Below are 17,904 nucleotides of genomic sequence, written 5' to 3'. Positions count from 1 at the left end.
AGCCCGCCCCAACGCCACACAGTCTCCACCCGGTCTGTGCAGCCAGGACGCGGGCTGCGTCGTCACGCGAAACGGCGTACCAGCGAACACCTCTCCGGATTCGAACCGGCACGGTCACCTGGCCACTGCAATCGGACAGTCAGCCGACCGTGCGGGCCGTCTCAACTCCGCACACCCTCTACGAGGTCTGTGCCGCTGAGACACAGGCTGTGCCGTTGAATGAAGCGCCGTACGCGCCGACACCCGCGCCGGATTCGAACCTGCCGTCACCTAGCCACTGCGGTCGGACAGTCAGCCGACCGTGCGGGCCGTCTCAACGCCGTACAACCTCTTCCCCGGCTGTACCGCTGCGACACGGGCTGTGCCGTCCGAGCGGACGGCGTGACAGTCGGACTCGCTGCCACGCCGTTTGCGGCTGGATGGGATTCGGCAAAGTCTGGCTCGCAGCTGAATGGGTCAGGGGCGGTTGTCGAAGACGCGGAGGATTTCTTCGGCGGCCAGGGCGGGGGTGAGGGAGCCGTCGCGGACTTGTTTTTCCACCTGGGGGCGGAGGGATTTGACGTCGGGGTTGTCGGTGAGGCGGCGGAGGAGGTGGTCGTGGACCATGGTCCAGGTCCAGTCGATTTGCTGGCGGCGGCGCTTTTCGTCGAATTCGCCTGCGTCGGTGAGGACCTGGCGGTGTTGCAGGACGGTGTCCCAGAACTGTTCCAGGCCGGTGCCTTCCAGGCCGCTCATGGTGATCACCGGTGGGTGCCAGAGGGATTGGCGGGGGTGGATCAGGCGCATGGCGCCGGCCAGTTCGCGGGCGGCGGATTTGGCTTCGAGTTCGTGTTTGCCGTCGGCCTTGTTGACCGCGACCAGGTCGGCCAGTTCCAGGACGCCCTTCTTGATGCCCTGGAGTTGGTCGCCGGTGCGGGCGAGGGTGAGGAAGCAGAAGACGTCCACCATATTGGCGACGGTGACCTCGGACTGGCCGACGCCGACCGTCTCCACCAGAATGGTGTCGTAGCCTGCGGCTTCGAGCAGCACGATGGTTTCGCGGGTCGCCTTGGCCACACCGCCGAGGGTGCCCGCGGTCGGGGACGGGCGGATGAAAGCGTCGCGCTCCAGGGACAATCGCGCCATGCGGGTCTTGTCGCCGAGGATGGAACCGCCGGTGCGAGTCGAGGACGGATCCACCGCCAGTACGGCCACCCGGTGGCCCTCGGCGAGCAGCTTCATACCCAGCGCGTCGATGAAGGTCGACTTGCCGACACCCGGAACACCGGTGATGCCAACACGATTCGAGACCGCGGCATCGGCGTCGGGGGTGACCCGCAGCAGCAATTGCTGCGCCAGCTCCCGGTGATCACCGCGCGCGGATTCGACCAGGGTGATGGCGCGGGCGAGGCCCGACCGCTCCCCCGCCCGCACCGATGCGGCCAGCTGGTCGACGTCGATGATCCGCTTGGCGGCCCGGCCCGCGGAACTGGGTCCGCTCCCCGCCACGCCGGTGCCGGAGGTGGTGCCGAGCCGAGGGTGGCCGGAACCACCCTCGGCTGTGCGCGGCGCGTCGCTCATTCGCTTGCGCCGGTGCCGATCTCGTGGCCCAGCGAATCGGCCAGCTTCTTGATCAGGTCGATGGCGGCGTCGGCGATGACCGTGCCGGGCGCGAAGATCGAGGCCGCGCCGGCCCGGTACAGCTCGTCGAAGTCGCCGGGCGGGATGACGCCGCCGACAACCACCATGATGTCGGGGCGGCCGACATCGGCCAGCGCCTGCTTGAGGGCGGGCACCAGGGTGAGGTGACCGGCCGCGAGCGAGGAGACGCCGACAATGTGCACGTCGTTGTCGGCCGCCTGCTGCGCCACCTCTTCGGGCGTCTGGAACAGCGGGCCCACATCGACATCCATGCCGAGGTCGGCGAAGGCGGTCGCGATCACCTTCTGGCCGCGGTCGTGGCCGTCCTGACCCATCTTGCAGACCAGGATGCGGGGACGACGGCCCTCCGCCTCGGCGAATTCCTCGACCAGCTCGATGGCGTCGCTGATATTGGTCACCTTGCCGGCCTCCTCGCGGTAAACACCGGAGAGCGTGCGGATTTCGGCCTGATGGCGGCCGTACACCTTCTCCAGCGCGTCGGAGATCTCACCGACGGTGGCCTTGGCGCGGGCGGCGGCAATGGCCAGCGCCATCAGGTTGTTCTCCATGCCGCCCTCGGAAGAGGCTGCGGCGCGGGTCAAATCGGCCAGCGCGCGCTCGCACTCGGCACTGTCACGCTCGGCGCGCAGCCGGACGAGCTTCTCGTTCTGCTCGACCCGCACGCGCGAGTTCTCGACCTTGAGAACCTCGATCGCCTGGTCCTCTTCGGCCTGATACTTATTGACGCCGATGACCGCCTGCTGCCCGGTATCGATGCGCGCCTGGGTGCGAGCGGCGGCCTCTTCGATGCGCAGCTTCGGGATGCCCTCCGAAATCGCCTGCGCCATACCGCCGTGCGCCTCCACCTCGGCAATGTGGGCGCGAGCCCGCTGCGCGAGCTGATGGGTCAGCCACTCGACGTAGTACGAGCCGCCCCACGGGTCGATCGGACGAGTCGTATTGGACTCCTGCTGAATCAACAGCTGGGTATTGCGGGCGATGCGTGCGGAGAAGTCCGTCGGCAGCGCCAGCGCCTCGTCGAGCGCGTTGGTGTGCAGCGACTGGGTGTGGCCCTGGGTGGCGGCCATGGCCTCCACACACGTGCGCGGGACATTGTTGAACACGTCCTGCGCGGTCAGCGACCAGCCGGAGGTCTGCGAATGTGTGCGCAGCGACAGCGATTTCGCGTTCTCGGGCTCGAACTTGGCGACCAGCTCACTCCAGAGCAGCCGTCCCGCACGGAGTTTGGCGACCTCCATGAAGAAGTTCATGCCGATGGCCCAGAAGAACGACAGCCGCGGCGCGAACTTGTCGACCGGCATACCCGCGTCGATACCGGCGCGCAGGTACTCCACACCGTCGGCGAGGGTGTACGCCAGCTCCAGATCGGCCGTGGCTCCGGCTTCCTGAATGTGGTAGCCGGAGATGGAGATCGAGTTGAACTTCGGCATCTTCGCGGAGGTGAAGGCAAAGATGTCGGAGATGATCCGCATCGAGGGCTTGGGCGGATAGATGTAGGTATTGCGGACCATGAACTCTTTCAGAATGTCGTTCTGAATGGTTCCGGCCAGCTGCTCGGGCTTGACGCCCTGCTCCTCGGCGGCGACGACGTACAGCGCCAGAATCGGCAGCACCGCGCCGTTCATGGTCATGGACACCGAAACCTGGTCCAGCGGAATCTGATCGAACAGTTCCCGCATATCCAGGATGGAGTCGATGGCGACACCGGCCATACCCACATCACCGGTGACGCGCGGGTGATCGGAGTCGTAACCGCGGTGCGTGGCCAGGTCGAAGGCGACCGACAGGCCCTTCTGACCCGACGCGAGATTGCGGCGGTAGAAGGCATTCGAGTCCGCGGCGGTGGAGAAACCCGCGTACTGGCGAATGGTCCACGGCTGGTTCACGTACATGGTCGGGTACGGGCCACGCACGAACGGGGCCAGACCCGGCACACTGTCGAGCGGATAGCCCTCGGCGACAATGGCATCGCGATCGGCCTTGGTGAAAACCGGTGCCACGTCGATGCCCTCGGGCGTGGCCCAGGTCAACTGTTCGGGCGCATAGTGATTGGCGGCGGCGGCCTCGGCCACGAAGGCGTCGACCTGCTCGGCCGCCACCGGCGCGGCCTCGGCCGCATTCGGCTCACCGAGCGGAACCTCGGCGAAATTGCCGATCAGGTGCTTGATATCGCTCATCTCTATGCTCCCAGCTTCTCCAGCAGGCCGGACAGCGCCGTCACCGCATCCATCCGCGCCGTCAGGAATCCGTCCGGACGCTGCGCGCCGGTCAGGTCCGCGACCGCCTTCTCGGGTCCGGCCAGCAGAACAGTGGTCACGCCCGCCGCGCGCAGGGCGTCGGCGGCCACACCGGCCTCCGCGCCGTAGCGCGAGTCGGAACCACACAGCACCGCCACGGTGACACCGGATTCGGTTGCCGCCGCGCCGATTCCGTCCAGCGCCAGCGCACCCGGGTTCACCGGTTCGATACCGCCGGAGGCCAGCACATTCGCCGTGAAGGTAATGCGCACATTGTTCTCCGACACCGGGCCCAGCGGCACCAGCAGGGCCTTGGGCCGCGCGCCGTGGGCGGCCAGATAGGCGTCGGAGCGATTGCGCAGTGTCTCGAAGGCCGCGCCGTAGCGGGCGATCGGGCTGGGCTCGCGGGCCGCCTCGGACAGCGGATCCTCGCCCAGGTTCGGGAATTCATTGACGCCGGTGACAGCCGTCTTGCGGTGCGCCACATCCGAATCGCGCTTGACGCGGGTCTCCTCGATGCGCTCGGCGAGCAGGCCCGCCTGCAGCGCCGCCAGATAACCGCCGGCCGCCTCGATCTCCTGCATGAATTCCCATGCCTTGGCGGCGATCTCATCGGTCAGCGATTCCACGAACCAGGAACCGGCACCCGGGTCCTGCACGTGGCCCAGGTGCGACTCCTCGAGCAGCAGCAGCTGGGTATTGCGCGCCATACGTTCGGTGAAGGCCGGCGACACACCGATTTCCCCGGCGGGCAGGGCATTGTCGAACGGCAGCACGGTGACGATATCCGCGCCGCCGACACCCGCGCCGAAGGCCGCGAGGGTGGTGCGCAGCATGTTCACCCACGGATCACGCTGGGTCATCATGGCCGGGGAGGTAATGGCCTGCTGCGGGGCATTGCCGTAGTCCGGTGCGCCGCAGACCTGGGCCACACGCGCCCAGAGTCGCCGTCCGGCACGGAATTTGGCGATGGTCTCGAACTGGTCGTCTGTGGCGGCGAAGCGGAAGGCCAGCTGGCTCAGCGCGTCGGCGATATCGGCGCCGGCATCGGTGAGCGCGCGCAGGTATTCCAGGCCCGCGGCCACGGCGGCGCCGAGCTCCTGGGCGTCGGAGGCTCCGGCATTGTGGAATGCCACGCCGCACACGGTGATTGCGCGCACCGTCTCCGGGCGGGCCACGGCCTGCTGGGCCAGCGCGATCGCGCCGTCCAGGTCGATGGCGGTGGAGCCGGCGAACAGGCTCGTCAGCGGGGTCGCGCCGAGGTAGACCTGAATATCCTTGCGGTCGGCCACGTCATAGCCGTCCAGCACCGAGAACAGTTGTGCGGCGGCCTCGTTCGCGGCGGGGCCGGCGTCCAGGGTCAGCGGGGCCAGCTCGAACAGCAGGCCGCGCAGGGCGGCGGGCAGCTCAGCGACCGGAACGCCGCGCTCGGCGACGCCCAGCCAGACCGCGCTCACGCCGTTCTCCAGCGCGTCCAGGATCTGCCGGTTCACGGTCGCGCCCTCGGAGCCGCCGAAACGCTGGCTGACATACCAGCCGCGATGCACATCGCGGGTGGCGTCGGTGCCGCGCACGAACGGGAAGGCACCCGGCAGCGGCTGCTCGGGCAGCTCGTCGCGGCGGGTGTAGAGGGGGTTGACCGTCAGGCCGTCGTACGTCTTGACCGCGAGCAGCTGCTCGGGCTCGTCCGGGAGTTCAGTGGCGTCGACCCTGCGGGCCTTGGCCAATACTCCGGCAACACCCTTGCGCCAGTCGGCGTACCCGGGCACCGGCTCGGTGTCCGGGTCTGAAGCAATCGGCATAGCCCCTGTTCCTTCTTCCACTCACCGACCGAACGACCGGTTTGCACTGCATCAACACTGCTCAGAGGTCATTTCGGTTAACGAGCATTCCTCGTCTTTCTCCTGATGCTAGCCGGACCGGAGTGATTACTGTCCACAGAGTCCCGCTACCAGCGGGTAACCTGGCGCGGTGCCAACAACCGTCCGCGGACCCCTCGAGCCAGGGTCCGGGCAGCTCAGCGAGGTTTCCGTGACGCCCGGCGGAGTCGCCGAATCCTCGAGCGCTGTACCCGAAACTTCGATCGCTGTCTCCGAAACGCGTGATATCGGAAAGGTCGGCGCGGTCGCCCAAATCCTGGCCCAGCTACGACAGCCCCGCGTGCTCGGGGTGCTGATCGTTTGCGCAGTCCTGTTCGGGCTGGCGGCTTTCGCACCGCATCCCGCGCCGCAGCAGATCCGCGAATGGGCCGACTCGGTCGGACCGCTGCTGCCCGTCGTCTTCTTCCTGGCGCATGCCCTGATCTGCATCGTCCCATTCCCGCGCACCATATTCACCCTCAGCGCGGGCATGCTCTTCGGGCCGGTTCTCGGCCTGGCGCTGGCCATTTCCGCGACCACGCTGAGCGCGGTCCTGGCATTGCTACTGGTTCGCGCGCTCGGACGCGAACGCGTCGCCGCGCGGCTCACCCATCCCACCGTGCAGGCGGTGGATACGCGCCTGGCCCGGCGCGGCTGGCTCGCCGTCGGATCCCTGCGCTTGATCGCCTTCGCCCCGTTCGCCATCGTGAACTATTGCGCCGCATTGTCATCGGTGCGCCTGACGCCCTACCTGATCGCGACCGTCGTCGGCATCATCCCGGGCACCATCGGCACGGTCTGGCTGGGCGACGCCCTCACCAACCGCACCTCCCCCGCCCAGCTCGTCGTGACGGTCGCCTGCCTGGCCGTGGGCATCATCGGGCTCATAGTCGATACCCGCCTCGCCGTGCCCGAACCTGCACTCGAAGTCGCCGAGTAACCGAATTCAGCTGCCGCAGGTCAGCTCTGGCGCCGGTACTCGATCATAAAATCGTGCACCTAGGTCTCGCCGCTGTCGTAGGACTTCTGCCATTCACCGGTGATGGTGTCGCCGTCCGAGCTCACCTGCGACTGGAAGCGCTGCGTGAATTTCGGTGTGCTGCGCCACATCTGCCATTCACGATCGGCGAACGTCATCCGATAGACGCGGGAGAAACCGCGCGCGTCGGAGTACAGCACGGTGTACTCCGACTCGGACTCGTCACGACCCATGATCCAGGTCGCCGACTCCCCTTCATCCCCGAACTGCCGCATCACCAAGGCGGCATTATCGATCCACTCCGCAGTCACCCGCCCCTGCACCCTGGCATCCGGACTCGGCAGAAATTCCGCATCCGACAACTCGATCACCCATTCGCCGCCCAGCACCGCCAACTCGGCCAGCGACGGATTCGGCCCCCTGTCAACGCTCATGACAACTTCCCTCCGGTTCGAGAAACGTATAGGTGTTCCGACGGCTCGAGCCCAGGAAAATCATCGGACCCGGTTCAGCGCACGTCGAGGAGGGAGCAGAGGACCTCGGACATGAGGTCGCGGGGGACTGCGCCCGGGTCGGCGATTTCCTCGAGGGCGAGTCCGTTGGATAGGCCCATGACGAGGAAGACCAGGTTCTCGGCTGAGATCGGGAGTTGCAGGCCGAGGGCTGCGGCGCGGTGTTCGACTTCGGCGATCATGGCGGCGCGGACGGCTCGGCGGTGCGCTACGTACTGGGCGCGCACGGTTTCGTCGCGCACTGCGCGCTGCCAGAACTCCAGGAACAGCAATTGCCAATCGCGGTTGGCGACGGTCGCTTCCGTGAGTTGCGCGCCGAGATCGGCCAACTCGGCGGGTGTGGGCACGGTGCTGCCGATTATCCGCAGGGCCAGTTCGGAGCGCTGGGCGATCTGGGCGTCCATGAGTGCGAAGAACAGCGCGTCCTTATTGGCGAAGTTCGAGTACACAGCACCCTTGGTGAAGCCCGCCGCCTCCGCGATCTGATCCAGCCGCGCACCGGCGAATCCATTGTCCGCGAAGACTTTCGCGGCAGCACGCAGGATACGTTCCTGCACCTCGTCGCGGCTGGGGCGGCGAAAGCGCGCGGGTAGCGGGTCGGCTTCGGACATAGCCACACAATACGAGGCCGGTGCAGCTGTTGACGTGCAACCCACCAGGTTGGATACTCACGAGTATTCAATACCCGTGAGTATGGAGTGTGCGATGGCCGACTACGACGTTGTGATCCGGGGCGGAACGGTCTACGACGGCACGGGGAGGGCTCCGATTGTCGCGGATGTGGGGGTGCGCGATGGGCGGGTCGTGGCTGTGGAAGTGGGGCTTTCGGAGGGGCGGCGCACGATCGATGCGAGCGGTAAGTGGGTTATTCCGGGGATGATCGATGTGCATACGCATTACGACGCGGAGGTGCTCACCGGGCCGGGCCTGGGGGAATCGGCCCGGCATGGGGTGACGTCGGTGGTGTTCGGTAATTGCTCGCTGTCGACGGTGTACGCGGAGGCGCAGGACTGTGCGGATATGTTCGCGCGGGTGGAGGCGCTGCCGTGGGATGTGGTCAATGACGCGGTCAAGGAGCATAGGACGTGGGTGGATCCCAAGTCGTATGTGGAGGCCATCGGGGGCAAGCCGCTCGGGGTGAATGTTGCTGCGTTTCTGGGGCATTCGGATATTCGGGTGGCCGTGATGGGGCTGGGGCGCGCGGTGGACGCGAACGAGCGGCCCACCGGCGGTGAGCTGGATCGGATGGCGGACATGCTCGCCGAGGCGCTCGATGCGGGATTCGTCGGACTGTCCACCATTCGCAGCTCGTTTTCCAAGCTCGAGGGGACGCGCTTTCCGACCCGCCAACTGCCTTCGACCTATGCCACGTGGGCGGAGTACGGGCGGCTGAATTCGGTACTGCGCCAGTACGGCCGGGTTCATCAGAGCACTCCCAATCTCACCTCGCGAGTGGAGATCGCACGCTACTTCGCGCAGAGTGCCGGGCGACTGTTCGGGCGGCGGCCGCTCAAGACCTCACTGCTGTCGGCCGCTGATATCAAAGCCGATCGGACGGTGGCTCGTATCGCGGTGGGCGCGGCGTGGGTGGCCAATCGCCTCGGCAGGGCCGATTTTCGGTGGCAGCATCTGCCGGTGCCGTTCGAGGTGTACGCCGACGGAATCGATCTGGTCATCTTCGAGGAATTCGGTTCCGGGGCAGCGGCATTGAATATCCGGCAGGTGCTCGAGCGCAGTGAACTGCTGAAGGACGAGGGCTACCGCCGCCGCTTCCGCAAGGACCTGGCCAAACGATTCGGCCCCCGAGTCTGGCATCGCGACCTCGGTGACGCGCAGATCGTGTCCTGCCCCGATGCGTCGGTCATCGGCAAATCCTTCGCCGCGGTGGCCGACGAGCGCGGAATCACCGCACCGGACGCCCTGCTGGATCTGACCGTCGAACACGGTGCGGCCCTGCGCTGGCGCACCACCATCGCCAACGATCGCGACGATGTCCTGGACCGGCTGCAGATCTCACCCATGGTCCAGATCGGTTTCGCGGATTCCGGTGCGCACCTTCGCAATATGGCCTTCTACAACTGCGGCCTGCGCATGCTCGAGCGGGTGCGGCAGCGCGGCTTCATGCCCCTCGAGCAGGCGGTACACCGGCTCACCGGCGAGCTGGCCGACTGGTACGGACTCGATGCCGGAAAGCTGGCCGTGGGCTCCCGCGCCGATATCGCGGTCATCGACCCGGCGGGCTTCGACGGCTCCAGCGCCGCCTACGCCGAGGCGGAACTCTCCGGCACCGGCGTCTCCCGCATGGTCAACCGCAACGACGCGGCAGTCGCGGCCACCGTCGTCGGCGGCCACGTGGTCTACGAATACGGCACCTTCGCACCGGGATTCGGCACCACGCTGCACGCGGGCACCTTCCTCACCGCCTGACCGGCACGGCGTCACCGATCGGTCCGTCACAACAACCGATCGGTGACGACTCCCCTCCGTCAGGGCATGCCGATCGTGTAATCGCCGCCGGACGGCATTCCGAACCACTGGCTGTCGGAACCGCCTCTGCCATCGCCGCGGCCACCGCGACGGCGGCCAGCGTATTCGCGGAGGTACTCCTCATGCCAGCGTGACCAATCGAGGTAGGCCTCGCCGACAGTTCGGCGATATCGCCGATACTGGCCGCGCGCCGTACGGAACGACCCCCTGGACTCACGGGCGGCGCGGCGAGCCGCCGCCCGCGCGGTTCGAAGCTGACCGCCGGAAAGTTCGACCGGCGGGTCGGCGTAGATGCCTGCGGTTCTTCGCATCTGCCGTTTCCTCTCGTGGTTACTCGCACCCGAGGTAGGCAGCTAGGCCACCGGCCATCGAAACCTCCTCGCGCATAACCACAATTCTCGGCGCACTCCCGAGCGGCGGCCAGACACCGGTTTTACGGGCGGTCTACGCCCGCTGATCAGCAGCTCAGCAGTTCGCGCTCTTCCACTGCGTGAGTTTGTCGAGGAAGATGCCGGTGGCGGGCTGGTTGATCTGGTCCTCTCCGCGGTGTTGCAGGTGGCCGACGATGACGGCTTCGGTTTGGGCCACCGTGGCGATGATCGCAGGGGGCGCGCTGACGCGGAACTTGCTCAGGCGCTGGATCGCGGCGGCGGAGTCGGCGGGTTCGTTGCCCTGCTGCAAGTTGTGGACGAGGTCGATTTCGTATTGGACCTCGGTGCAGGCGTCGCCACCCGTGCTCGTCTGTGCGGCGGGCGAGGTCTGTGCCGCGGCGCTGGTGGGAGCCGCGCCGGTATTCGTCGCGGCGGGTGTCTTGTCGGAGCTGCAAGCGCTGAGCGTGACAGCGGCGAGCAGGGCGATGCACGCGATACCGGTGCGGAACAAGATGTCTCCCAGGGTGTTTCGGAGGGGCTCGGATCTGGAAACTGCGGGCTGTGCGCCGGACCCTGAAGCGGGCGACCGCGCACGGATCACTGTGCATTTCAGGGCTTACAAATCCCTTAAAACCTGTGGGCCGGTGTGCGGCAGATGGCCCGGACATGAACTCCCGTCGCTGTTCGGCGCGGTCACGATCTGGAAATTAGATTGGGCGCATGAGGATTCGGAGGTGGCGGCGGGCCTATCTGGCGGCCGAGTACGCGGCATTGTTCTTCGGTGGGACGACGGCGTACAACGCGGTGCTGCGCGGCAGGCCGCCGATTCCCGCACTGCTGGTACTGGGGACCGCCGCCACCGTCTATCTGCGGCGCTCGCGCGGGTTCGACCGCGACTCCCTGTGGCGGGCCGAGGCATTTCGCGGGCAGGCGCGGCCGATGGCGGTGACGGCCGGATCCAGCGCGCTGGCGCTCACCGCGGCGACCGCGCTGCTGCGGCGTGAGGATCTGTTCGACCTGCCTCGGCGGAACCCGCTGCTCTGGCTTGCGGTCATGCTGCTGTACCCGGCATTGAGCGTGTATCCGCAGGAGCTGATCTTCCGGTCGTTCCTGTTCCATCGGTATGCGCCGGTATTCGGTGACGGCGCGGGCATGGTCGCCGCCAGCGCCGCCGCATTCGGCTACGTGCACATCATCTTCGGCAGCTGGTTCTCGGTGGCCGCGAGCGGTGTCGGAGGCTGGATCTTCGCGACCCGGTATCTGCGGACGCAATCACTGTTCACCGCCTCGGTCGAGCATTCGGTGTACGGAATACTCGTGTTCTCCATCGGCCTGGGCCGGCATTTCTATCACGGAGCGGCACCGGCATCGCGTATTCAATTGGGCGCCAATAGAACTGCCGGACTGACGTAAACCGGTTCACAAGCCCTCCCCAAGATGTCAGTGTGGTCTGGTAGTCATGGGTGCATGACGACTCTGGGTGCCGTATTCCGTCCGCACAATCCGCCGGAGCGGCTGCGGGAGGTGGTTCGGGCGGCCGAGCAGGCGGGGCTCGACGAGTTGTGGTTGTGGGAGGACTGTTTTCAAGAGGGCGGGATCTCGAGCGCCGCGGCCGCACTGGCCTGGAGCGAGCGGATGCGGGTCGGTGTCGGCGTACTGCCGGTGCCACTACGGAATGTCGCGATCACCGCAATGGAAATCGCGACACTCGAGCGCATGTTCGACGGGCGGGCGATCTGGGGCGTCGGCCACGGTGTGCAGGAGTGGATGGGTCAGGTGGGGGCACGGGTCGCCTCGCCGGTGACCCTGCTGCGTGAACATCTGGAGGCGCTGCGCGGATTGCTGGCGGGCGAGCGAATCACCGCGAAGGGCAGGTACATCCAGCTCGACGACGTCGCCCTGGACTGGCCGCCCGCGACCGCACCGGCGGTACTGGCCGCCGCGACCGGGCCTCGCACCCTGGCCCTGGTCGGTGCGGCCGCCGACGGCGTCATCCTGGACAGCTCCAAGTCCGCGGACGGCATTCGCGCTGCCGTCGACATCATTCGCGCCGCACGGCCGGAACATGCCGCGCCCCAGCCGTATCCGATTGTCGCCTACCTGCTGACCGCCACCGGCCCGGGTGCCGCCGATCGCATCGCCGCGGAGCTGCGCGGCAAGGAACGCGACACGATCCCCGACGTCGGCATTGCCGGCGATGCCCAGGCGATCGCCGACACCGTCATCCGCTGGACCGAAGCCGGAGCCACCAGCGTGGTCCTGCAGCCCACCGCCGATGAGCCCGACCCCGCCGCCTTCGTCCGCTTCGTCGCCGAACAGGTCCGGCCCTTGGTCCCGTGACCGCTCAGCTGTCGACCCGCAGTGCCACCAGGTTCGCGGCGACACGATCGCTGTCCGCATCGGTCCAGCCGGGAGGCGCGGTGACCGCGGCCCAGGCGTAGGGCATCAGGTCTCCGTAATTGTGGCCGTGACCGGACGGAGGCGACTGCGCCCGTACCAGATCGGCGCTGACCTGCCAGAAGGTGACGATCGGGTACCAGCTCATGGCGGATGTTCGATCGCGCCCCGGAGTTTCGGTCAGCCAGTCCGGCCGGGTGAACAGCAGGTCGGTATTCCACCAGACCACCGGATCGGAGGCGTGCTGCAGATACAGCACGCGCGGCTCCGGCCACGGGTCGCGCAGCGCCGAACTCTGCTGCGGCGCAGGCAGATCCTGCTTCCCGGCGGCGAACCGGACGATCAAACCCCCGGCATAGGTGGGAAGTACCTCGGGCGTGCCGGGATCGCGCCGATCCTCGATCTCACTCCACAGCCGATTGGAGTTCGGCGGGCCGACGAACAGGGCGCCGTCCACGGATTTGCGGAGATCGGCGAGGCTTCCGAACGCGCTCTCGGCCGATTGGGAGCCGAGGCTTTCGCCGTAGACGATCAGGCGCGGGCGATGACCCTCCGGCAACTGAGCCCAGCGCTGGTGGATGCCGTCGATGAGCGCGGTGCCCGCGGTCGCCGCCGCGGACCGGTCGACCAGGAAGGAGATCCAGCTGGGCAGAAAGGAATACTGCATCGCGGCGATGGCGGAGTCGCCGTTGTACATCAACTCCAGCGATTCGGCCGCGGCCGGACTCACCCATCCGGTGCCGGTGGTACCGGTCACGACCAGGACCTTGCGCTCCCACGCTCCGGTGCGGTCCAGTTCTGCGAGAATCAGCCGCACGCGCGCCGCGGTGTCGTCGGCCGACCCCAGTCCGGCGTAGACCCGGATCGGTTCTCGCGCAGGGACTCCGCTCAGCGCCGTGAGCCGCGCCGCGCCGATTCCGCCGGCGACGAATGTCCTGCCCTGCAACCCCAGGGTGTCCCACGGTGCGGCCGACGCCGGGCTGCCCGATCGTTCGGGCTGGATCGGTTGCACGACACCGTGTTCCGTTCCATTGTTCTGCCCGGCGAACACTGCCCGGGCGGCGTCGGAGCTGCCCGCCAGCAGCACCTTGTCGACGAAGAGCGCCACCGCCAGGGCGAGCGTGATAGGCGCGATCACATGCGCCAGCGGCAGGGAGATGTGCAACCGCGCCGACAGCATCCGGGCGATCGCGTGCGCCGTGCGCCGCAGCCCCCGGGCGGCCAGCAGCACCAGCAGGAAGATGCCCACGATGATCAGACCGGTACGCAGGTAGGCGATTTCGGCCGACCGGGACATCCCCATCAGCCCGTCGACATCGTCCTGCCAGTTCGCCGCCACCAGCAGGGTGCTGATCACGGTGAATACCGCGAGCAGCGCGACGACGATCTCCAGCACCAACTCGACCCGCCGTTCGAAGCGCCGCCACGCGATGCGCGGGGCCACCCACCGCCGCATCGGAAACGCGAGCAGCAGTCCCACGCCGTAGCCGGTCACGCTGGTGAACCCGCTGACGATGCCTTGAAAGACCCAGTCCCGCGGCAGCAGCGACGGACTCAGACTCCAGGCGAAGAAGAACAGCGCGAACACCAGACCGACAAAATCCAGCCCGAGAATGGTGATGGGGCGCGGTGGCCCGGCCGTCTCCTGCGGCAGCAGTCGCTCCCGCACCCCATTCGCACTGGCGCGCACACCCTCTCGACCCGCTCGGACAACCCGGGCTCGCACCGTATCGATCTGCGAGCGCCAGGAGTCCATTCGCCTACCTTCTCATTCCCGGCATCAGGTCACTGCCGCGCCCTGAGCAGGTATGCCCGTGATCACATCGCGGGACGGCGGGGTCAGTTCTGCGGACCGCGAGTGATGGTGTCGCAGCCCGATACCTGGGCGCCCGCGCCGGGACCCGCGATATTGATGGCGTCCTGTTCGGCCTCATCCGAGGACGACCCCTGCGCCCACCCCCAGTGACCGTCCGCGGCGACCGCCGCCGCGCCGCAGCGGAGATTATCGGATCGGTCGGCATCCCAATTGGTGCGCCAGGCGCAGTCGGTGAAGCCGCATTTCGATTCCGCGGCGTCCTTGGCCTCCTGCATGCTGGGGTAACCGGTGACAATCGCGTAGGCGCGCATGTGATTGCCGATGGCGATCGCGCCCCAGGTGCCCCCCGACTGCGCCTGGGCGGGCGCTGCGAACAGCGCGGACAGTCCGATGGTCAGGACCGCGGTGGTGAGCAGTTTCGACATACGGGTCGATTGCGAAAAAAGCATTCCAGACTCCCCTTCTGGTGTGACGCCCCTGTCTCGCGGCGCCGAACGTAGCAGAGCATAACCGCCGGGTGCGACATTCTTTCAATCGTTTTCCCCTCGGATCGCCTTGCAGGAGTGCGCCATTCACCTTCGACGGGTAGTGCGAACCCGGAGCAGACCGGTCGATCCGGGGCATTGAAATCACGGTGATCGTGGATCTGTCCTGCATGTCTTCCGCAGGAAAGGATCGGACCGGACGGTCTCGGCCCGGGTTCGATCGCGGGCGAGGGCATCCGCACAGCGAATTCGACGGAGGACGGCATGATCAGCATCGGGGCAACCCGAAACAGCGCACGCGCAGTCGAGTTCGGCCGGGCGTGGAGCGCCGGCGGGCGGGCTCGGGCACGCGGCGTTTCGGTGCGCGTGCTGTCGCTGGTCGTGCTGATCGCGCTCTGGTGGGCGATCAGTTCCGCGAAAATCGTCGAACAGCAGTTCCTTCCGACTCCCGCGGCGGTGTGGCGGGCATTCGTGCGCGCGAACAGCTGGCACGAGATCGCGCCCGGGGTGCCCCGGCAGGTGCGCGGGGAGCAGAACTACTTCCTGTGGGAGCACCTGGTCGCGAGCCTGCAGCGCATTGCCGTCGGAGCGGGCGCGGCCGTGATCCTCGGTCCGCTGGTGGGATTCGCGCTGGGAACCTCACGCACGATCGGGGCCATTGTCGAGCCCTATCTGAATTTCCTGCGGGCGCTGCCGCCGCTCGGATACATCGGGCTGCTCATCGTCTGGTTCGGCATCGGCGACACCTCCAAGATCTGGCTGCTGTTCCTGGCGGCGTTTCCGCCGGTGGTCATCGCGACCATCACCGGCGTACAAGGGGTTTCGGCCGATCGCATCAATGCGGCGCGATCACTGGGAGCGAGCAAGCGCCAGGTGATCACGCGCGTCCTGCTCCCCGCCACGCTGCCCGAGGTCATCACCGGCGTGCGCGTGGCGGTCGGATTCGCATGGACCACGGTTGTCGCCGCCGAACTCGACAATGGCATCCCCGGCATCGGCGGCCTCGCCTACGTGGCCGGTCAGCGCCTCGACACCGCCCTGACCATGGCCTGCATCATCGTTATCGGACTCACCGCGCTCGCTCTGGACGCGGCGATCAAGTGGATCGGCGAGATCGCCGTTCCATGGAAAGGTAGAGCGTGAAGCGCAAGCTCGTCGCAGTGGCATTGGCCGGAGTTCTCGCGGCAGCACTGTCCGGATGCGTGTCCTCCGGGCGCTCCGATCAGTCCCGCGCCGAGGGCGATAAGGTGGCCTGCCCGGTGGCTGTGGACGATTCCTTCACCGGGACAGTGCGTTTGGGGTATCAGGACATCCCCAATGGCGCGCTGGTGGTGAAGGATGCGGGGCTGTTGGAGACCTGCCTGCCGAAGGCGAAGATCACCTGGAGCAAGTTCGCCTCCGGCGCGACGGTCATCCAGGCGTTCGGGTCCAATTCGCTCGATCTCGGGCTGCTCGGCAGTTCCGCTGCGGCGCAGGCGCTTTCGTCCCCGCTGAATCTGGATATGAAGGTGGTGTGGATCCACGATGTGATCGGCTCGGCCGAATCGCTGGTGGCGAAGGATCCGGCCATCACCTCGGTGGCCGGGCTGCGCGGGAAGAAGATCGCGGTGCCGTTCGCCAGCACCTCGCACTACAGCCTGCTCGCGGCGCTGCAGGCGGCCGGAATCGAGCGGGATGTGACGCTCGTGAATCTCACTCCCGACGCGATTCCCGCGGCATGGCGCGACAGCAGTATCGATGCGGCGTTCATCTGGGAACCCACGCTGACCGAGCTGCTGAAGAACGGGCACACCGTGACCACCGCCGCCGAGACCGCCAAGGCCGGTAAGCCGACCTTCGATCTGGAGGGTGCGCGCTCGGACTTCGTCGCCGCCAACCCGAAGTTCCTCACCGTATGGACCGCCGCGCAGAACTGGGCCGTGCAGCAGCTGGCCGGCGATCCGCAGGGTGCGGCGACGCATATCGCCGCGCAGCTGGGCATTCCGGTGGACGCGGTGCGCAAGCAGGTCACCGGCTACGCCTTCCTCGATGCCGCGACGCAGGCCGGTGCGCCGTATCTGGGCAAGCAGCTCGGCACGGATCTGCAGACCTCGGCGCAGTTCCTGCTGACACAGGGGCAGATTCAGGGTGTGGCCGCGCCGGAGAAGTACGCGGGGGCCGTCTATGCCGATGCGGCAAAAGCAGTGAGCGCCAAGTGAGTTCGGCCGTCGCGCAGCGCGATCAGGTCGTGCTGCGCGAGGTGTCGAAGACCTACGAGACCGCCACCGGCGATACCGTGGCGCTCTCCCCCACCGATCTGACCATCGCACCGGGCGAGTTCGTGAGCATTGTCGGACCCTCCGGCTGCGGGAAGACCACGCTGCTGCAGTTGCTCGGCGGGTTCCTGACGCCGACCACCGGTGAGCTGCGGGTGGGCGCGGATGCCATCGACGGTCCGAGCGCCGAGCGCGGGGTGGTGTTCCAGGCCCCGACGCTGTACCCCTGGCTGTCCGTGCGCGGCAATATCGAGTTCGGCCCGAAGGTACGCGGCGTCGACAAGAAGACGCGGCGAGCGGAGTCCGATCGGCTGCTGCAGCTGGTCGGACTGGGCGATGTGGGCGCCAAGCGGCCCTACGAACTCTCCGGGGGTATGCAGCAGCGGGCACAGATCGCCCGGGTGCTGATCAACGATCCGCGCATCATCCTGATGGACGAGCCGTTCGGGGCCCTCGACCAGCTCACCCGCGAGCGATTGCAGGTGGAACTGCTGCGGCTGTGGCGGCAGGCGGGCAAGACCATCGTGTTCGTCACGCACTCGGTGGAGGAGGCGGTGTTCCTGTCCACCCGCGTGCTGGTCATGAGCGCGCGGCCGGGACGCGTCATCGTGGATCGGCGCATCGAGCTCCCCGGTGACGCCGTGCTCCCCGGTGACGCTGTGCTTCCCGGGGATACGGCGTCCGGGGACGGACGCGTGCGGGATCTGGCGGTCACCGCCACGCCGGAGTTCCAGGCGTTGAAATCCGAACTGGCACAGGCGATCTACGACGCACACCGCTAGTCCCGAACAGACCGATGGCCCCGGATCGCGACATTGCGATCCGGGGCCATCGTCATGCTGAGGTGCCGGTGACCCGGCGACAG

General features: G+C 67.3%; 16 protein-coding genes. 7 read left to right on the top strand and 9 right to left on the bottom strand.

Going from position 1 to position 17,904, the window contains the following annotated elements:
- Positions 1-456: 456 nt before the first annotated feature.
- Genes meaB through OG326_RS22030 form a run of 3 tightly spaced genes read right to left on the bottom strand, consistent with a single transcriptional unit; the run spans position 457 to position 5,680 of the window.
- Positions 457-1,560 (bottom strand): methylmalonyl Co-A mutase-associated GTPase MeaB, encoded by a 1,104-nt coding sequence (meaB, locus tag OG326_RS22040; protein ID WP_327138991.1) that lies wholly within the window; start codon positions 1,558-1,560, stop codon positions 457-459.
- A complete protein-coding gene (gene scpA / locus OG326_RS22035; protein ID WP_442790817.1) occupies positions 1,557-3,818 on the bottom strand; it encodes a methylmalonyl-CoA mutase in 2,262 nt (753 codons plus the stop codon). Before scpA ends, meaB begins: the two co-directional genes overlap by 4 nt.
- A 2-nt stretch (positions 3,819-3,820) precedes the next feature.
- Positions 3,821-5,680 (bottom strand): methylmalonyl-CoA mutase family protein, encoded by a 1,860-nt coding sequence (locus tag OG326_RS22030; protein ID WP_327138990.1) that lies wholly within the window; start codon positions 5,678-5,680, stop codon positions 3,821-3,823.
- Positions 5,681-6,011: 331 nt separating this feature from the next.
- On the opposite strand from OG326_RS22030, the gene OG326_RS22025 reads away from it, so the two are divergent.
- Complete coding sequence (locus OG326_RS22025; RefSeq protein ID WP_327146553.1) at positions 6,012-6,677, top strand: TVP38/TMEM64 family protein; 666 nt, start codon at positions 6,012-6,014, stop codon at positions 6,675-6,677.
- 59 nt (positions 6,678-6,736) lie between these two features.
- Here OG326_RS22025 and OG326_RS22020 read toward each other — a convergent pair whose 3' ends face one another.
- The gene (locus tag OG326_RS22020; protein ID WP_327138989.1) at positions 6,737-7,150 is read right to left on the bottom strand and encodes a hypothetical protein; all 414 of its coding nucleotides are present in this window, start codon (positions 7,148-7,150) and stop codon (positions 6,737-6,739) included.
- 74 nt (positions 7,151-7,224) lie between these two features.
- Positions 7,225-7,839: a TetR/AcrR family transcriptional regulator gene (locus OG326_RS22015; protein ID WP_327138988.1), complete on the bottom strand. Its 615-nt coding sequence runs from the start codon at positions 7,837-7,839 to the stop codon at positions 7,225-7,227.
- 94 nt (positions 7,840-7,933) lie between these two features.
- Between OG326_RS22015 and OG326_RS22010 the strand changes: the two genes are divergently transcribed.
- On the top strand, positions 7,934-9,655 hold the full coding sequence (locus OG326_RS22010; protein WP_327138987.1) for an N-acyl-D-amino-acid deacylase family protein: 1,722 nt from the start codon (positions 7,934-7,936) through the stop codon (positions 9,653-9,655).
- A gap of 59 nt (positions 9,656-9,714) precedes the next feature.
- On the opposite strand, the gene OG326_RS22005 is transcribed toward OG326_RS22010, so the two are convergent.
- A complete protein-coding gene (locus OG326_RS22005) occupies positions 9,715-10,026 on the bottom strand; it encodes a hypothetical protein (RefSeq protein WP_327138986.1) in 312 nt (103 codons plus the stop codon).
- Between the two features lie 154 nt (positions 10,027-10,180).
- Positions 10,181-10,597, bottom strand: coding sequence for a hypothetical protein (locus OG326_RS22000; RefSeq protein WP_327138985.1), 417 nt, complete (start codon positions 10,595-10,597; stop codon positions 10,181-10,183).
- A gap of 209 nt (positions 10,598-10,806) precedes the next feature.
- Here OG326_RS22000 and OG326_RS21995 point away from each other — a divergent pair, with 209 nt between their 5' ends.
- Both OG326_RS21995 and OG326_RS21990 read left to right on the top strand, forming a co-directional pair.
- Entirely contained in the window at positions 10,807-11,499 is a 693-nt protein-coding gene (locus OG326_RS21995) for a CPBP family intramembrane glutamic endopeptidase (RefSeq protein WP_327138984.1), read from the top strand.
- Positions 11,500-11,553: 54 nt separating this feature from the next.
- The gene (locus OG326_RS21990; RefSeq protein WP_327138983.1) at positions 11,554-12,426 is read left to right on the top strand and encodes an LLM class flavin-dependent oxidoreductase; all 873 of its coding nucleotides are present in this window, start codon (positions 11,554-11,556) and stop codon (positions 12,424-12,426) included.
- A 4-nt stretch (positions 12,427-12,430) separates the two neighbouring features.
- Here the strand turns inward: OG326_RS21990 and OG326_RS21985 are convergent, their stop codons facing one another.
- Both OG326_RS21985 and OG326_RS21980 read right to left on the bottom strand, forming a co-directional pair.
- On the bottom strand, positions 12,431-14,239 hold the full coding sequence (locus tag OG326_RS21985) for an alpha/beta hydrolase (RefSeq protein WP_327138982.1): 1,809 nt from the start codon (positions 14,237-14,239) through the stop codon (positions 12,431-12,433).
- An 83-nt stretch (positions 14,240-14,322) separates the two neighbouring features.
- Entirely contained in the window at positions 14,323-14,748 is a 426-nt protein-coding gene (locus tag OG326_RS21980) for a DUF4189 domain-containing protein (protein ID WP_327138981.1), read from the bottom strand.
- Positions 14,749-15,048: 300 nt separating this feature from the next.
- Between OG326_RS21980 and OG326_RS21975 the strand changes: the two genes are divergently transcribed.
- From OG326_RS21975 to OG326_RS21965, 3 genes are read left to right on the top strand one after another with little or no spacing between them, the layout of a single operon-like run.
- Positions 15,049-15,927 carry an ABC transporter permease gene (locus OG326_RS21975; protein WP_327138980.1) on the top strand — a complete coding sequence of 293 codons (879 nt, stop codon included), beginning with the start codon at positions 15,049-15,051 and terminating at the stop codon, positions 15,925-15,927.
- Positions 15,924-16,982, top strand: a complete 1,059-nt coding sequence (locus OG326_RS21970) for a taurine ABC transporter substrate-binding protein (RefSeq protein WP_327138979.1) — start codon at positions 15,924-15,926, stop codon at positions 16,980-16,982. Before OG326_RS21975 ends, OG326_RS21970 begins: the two co-directional genes overlap by 4 nt.
- Positions 16,979-17,821 carry an ABC transporter ATP-binding protein gene (locus OG326_RS21965; protein WP_327138978.1) on the top strand — a complete coding sequence of 281 codons (843 nt, stop codon included), beginning with the start codon at positions 16,979-16,981 and terminating at the stop codon, positions 17,819-17,821. The genes OG326_RS21970 and OG326_RS21965 overlap by 4 nt, the downstream gene beginning before the upstream one ends.
- Positions 17,822-17,904: the final 83 nt, after the last annotated feature.

Origin of the sequence: Nocardia sp. NBC_01327 (assembly GCF_035958815.1) — a bacterium.
Classification (GTDB): Bacteria; Actinomycetota; Actinomycetes; order Mycobacteriales; family Mycobacteriaceae; genus Nocardia.
This window is presented reverse-complemented; position numbering and strand designations above follow the sequence as displayed.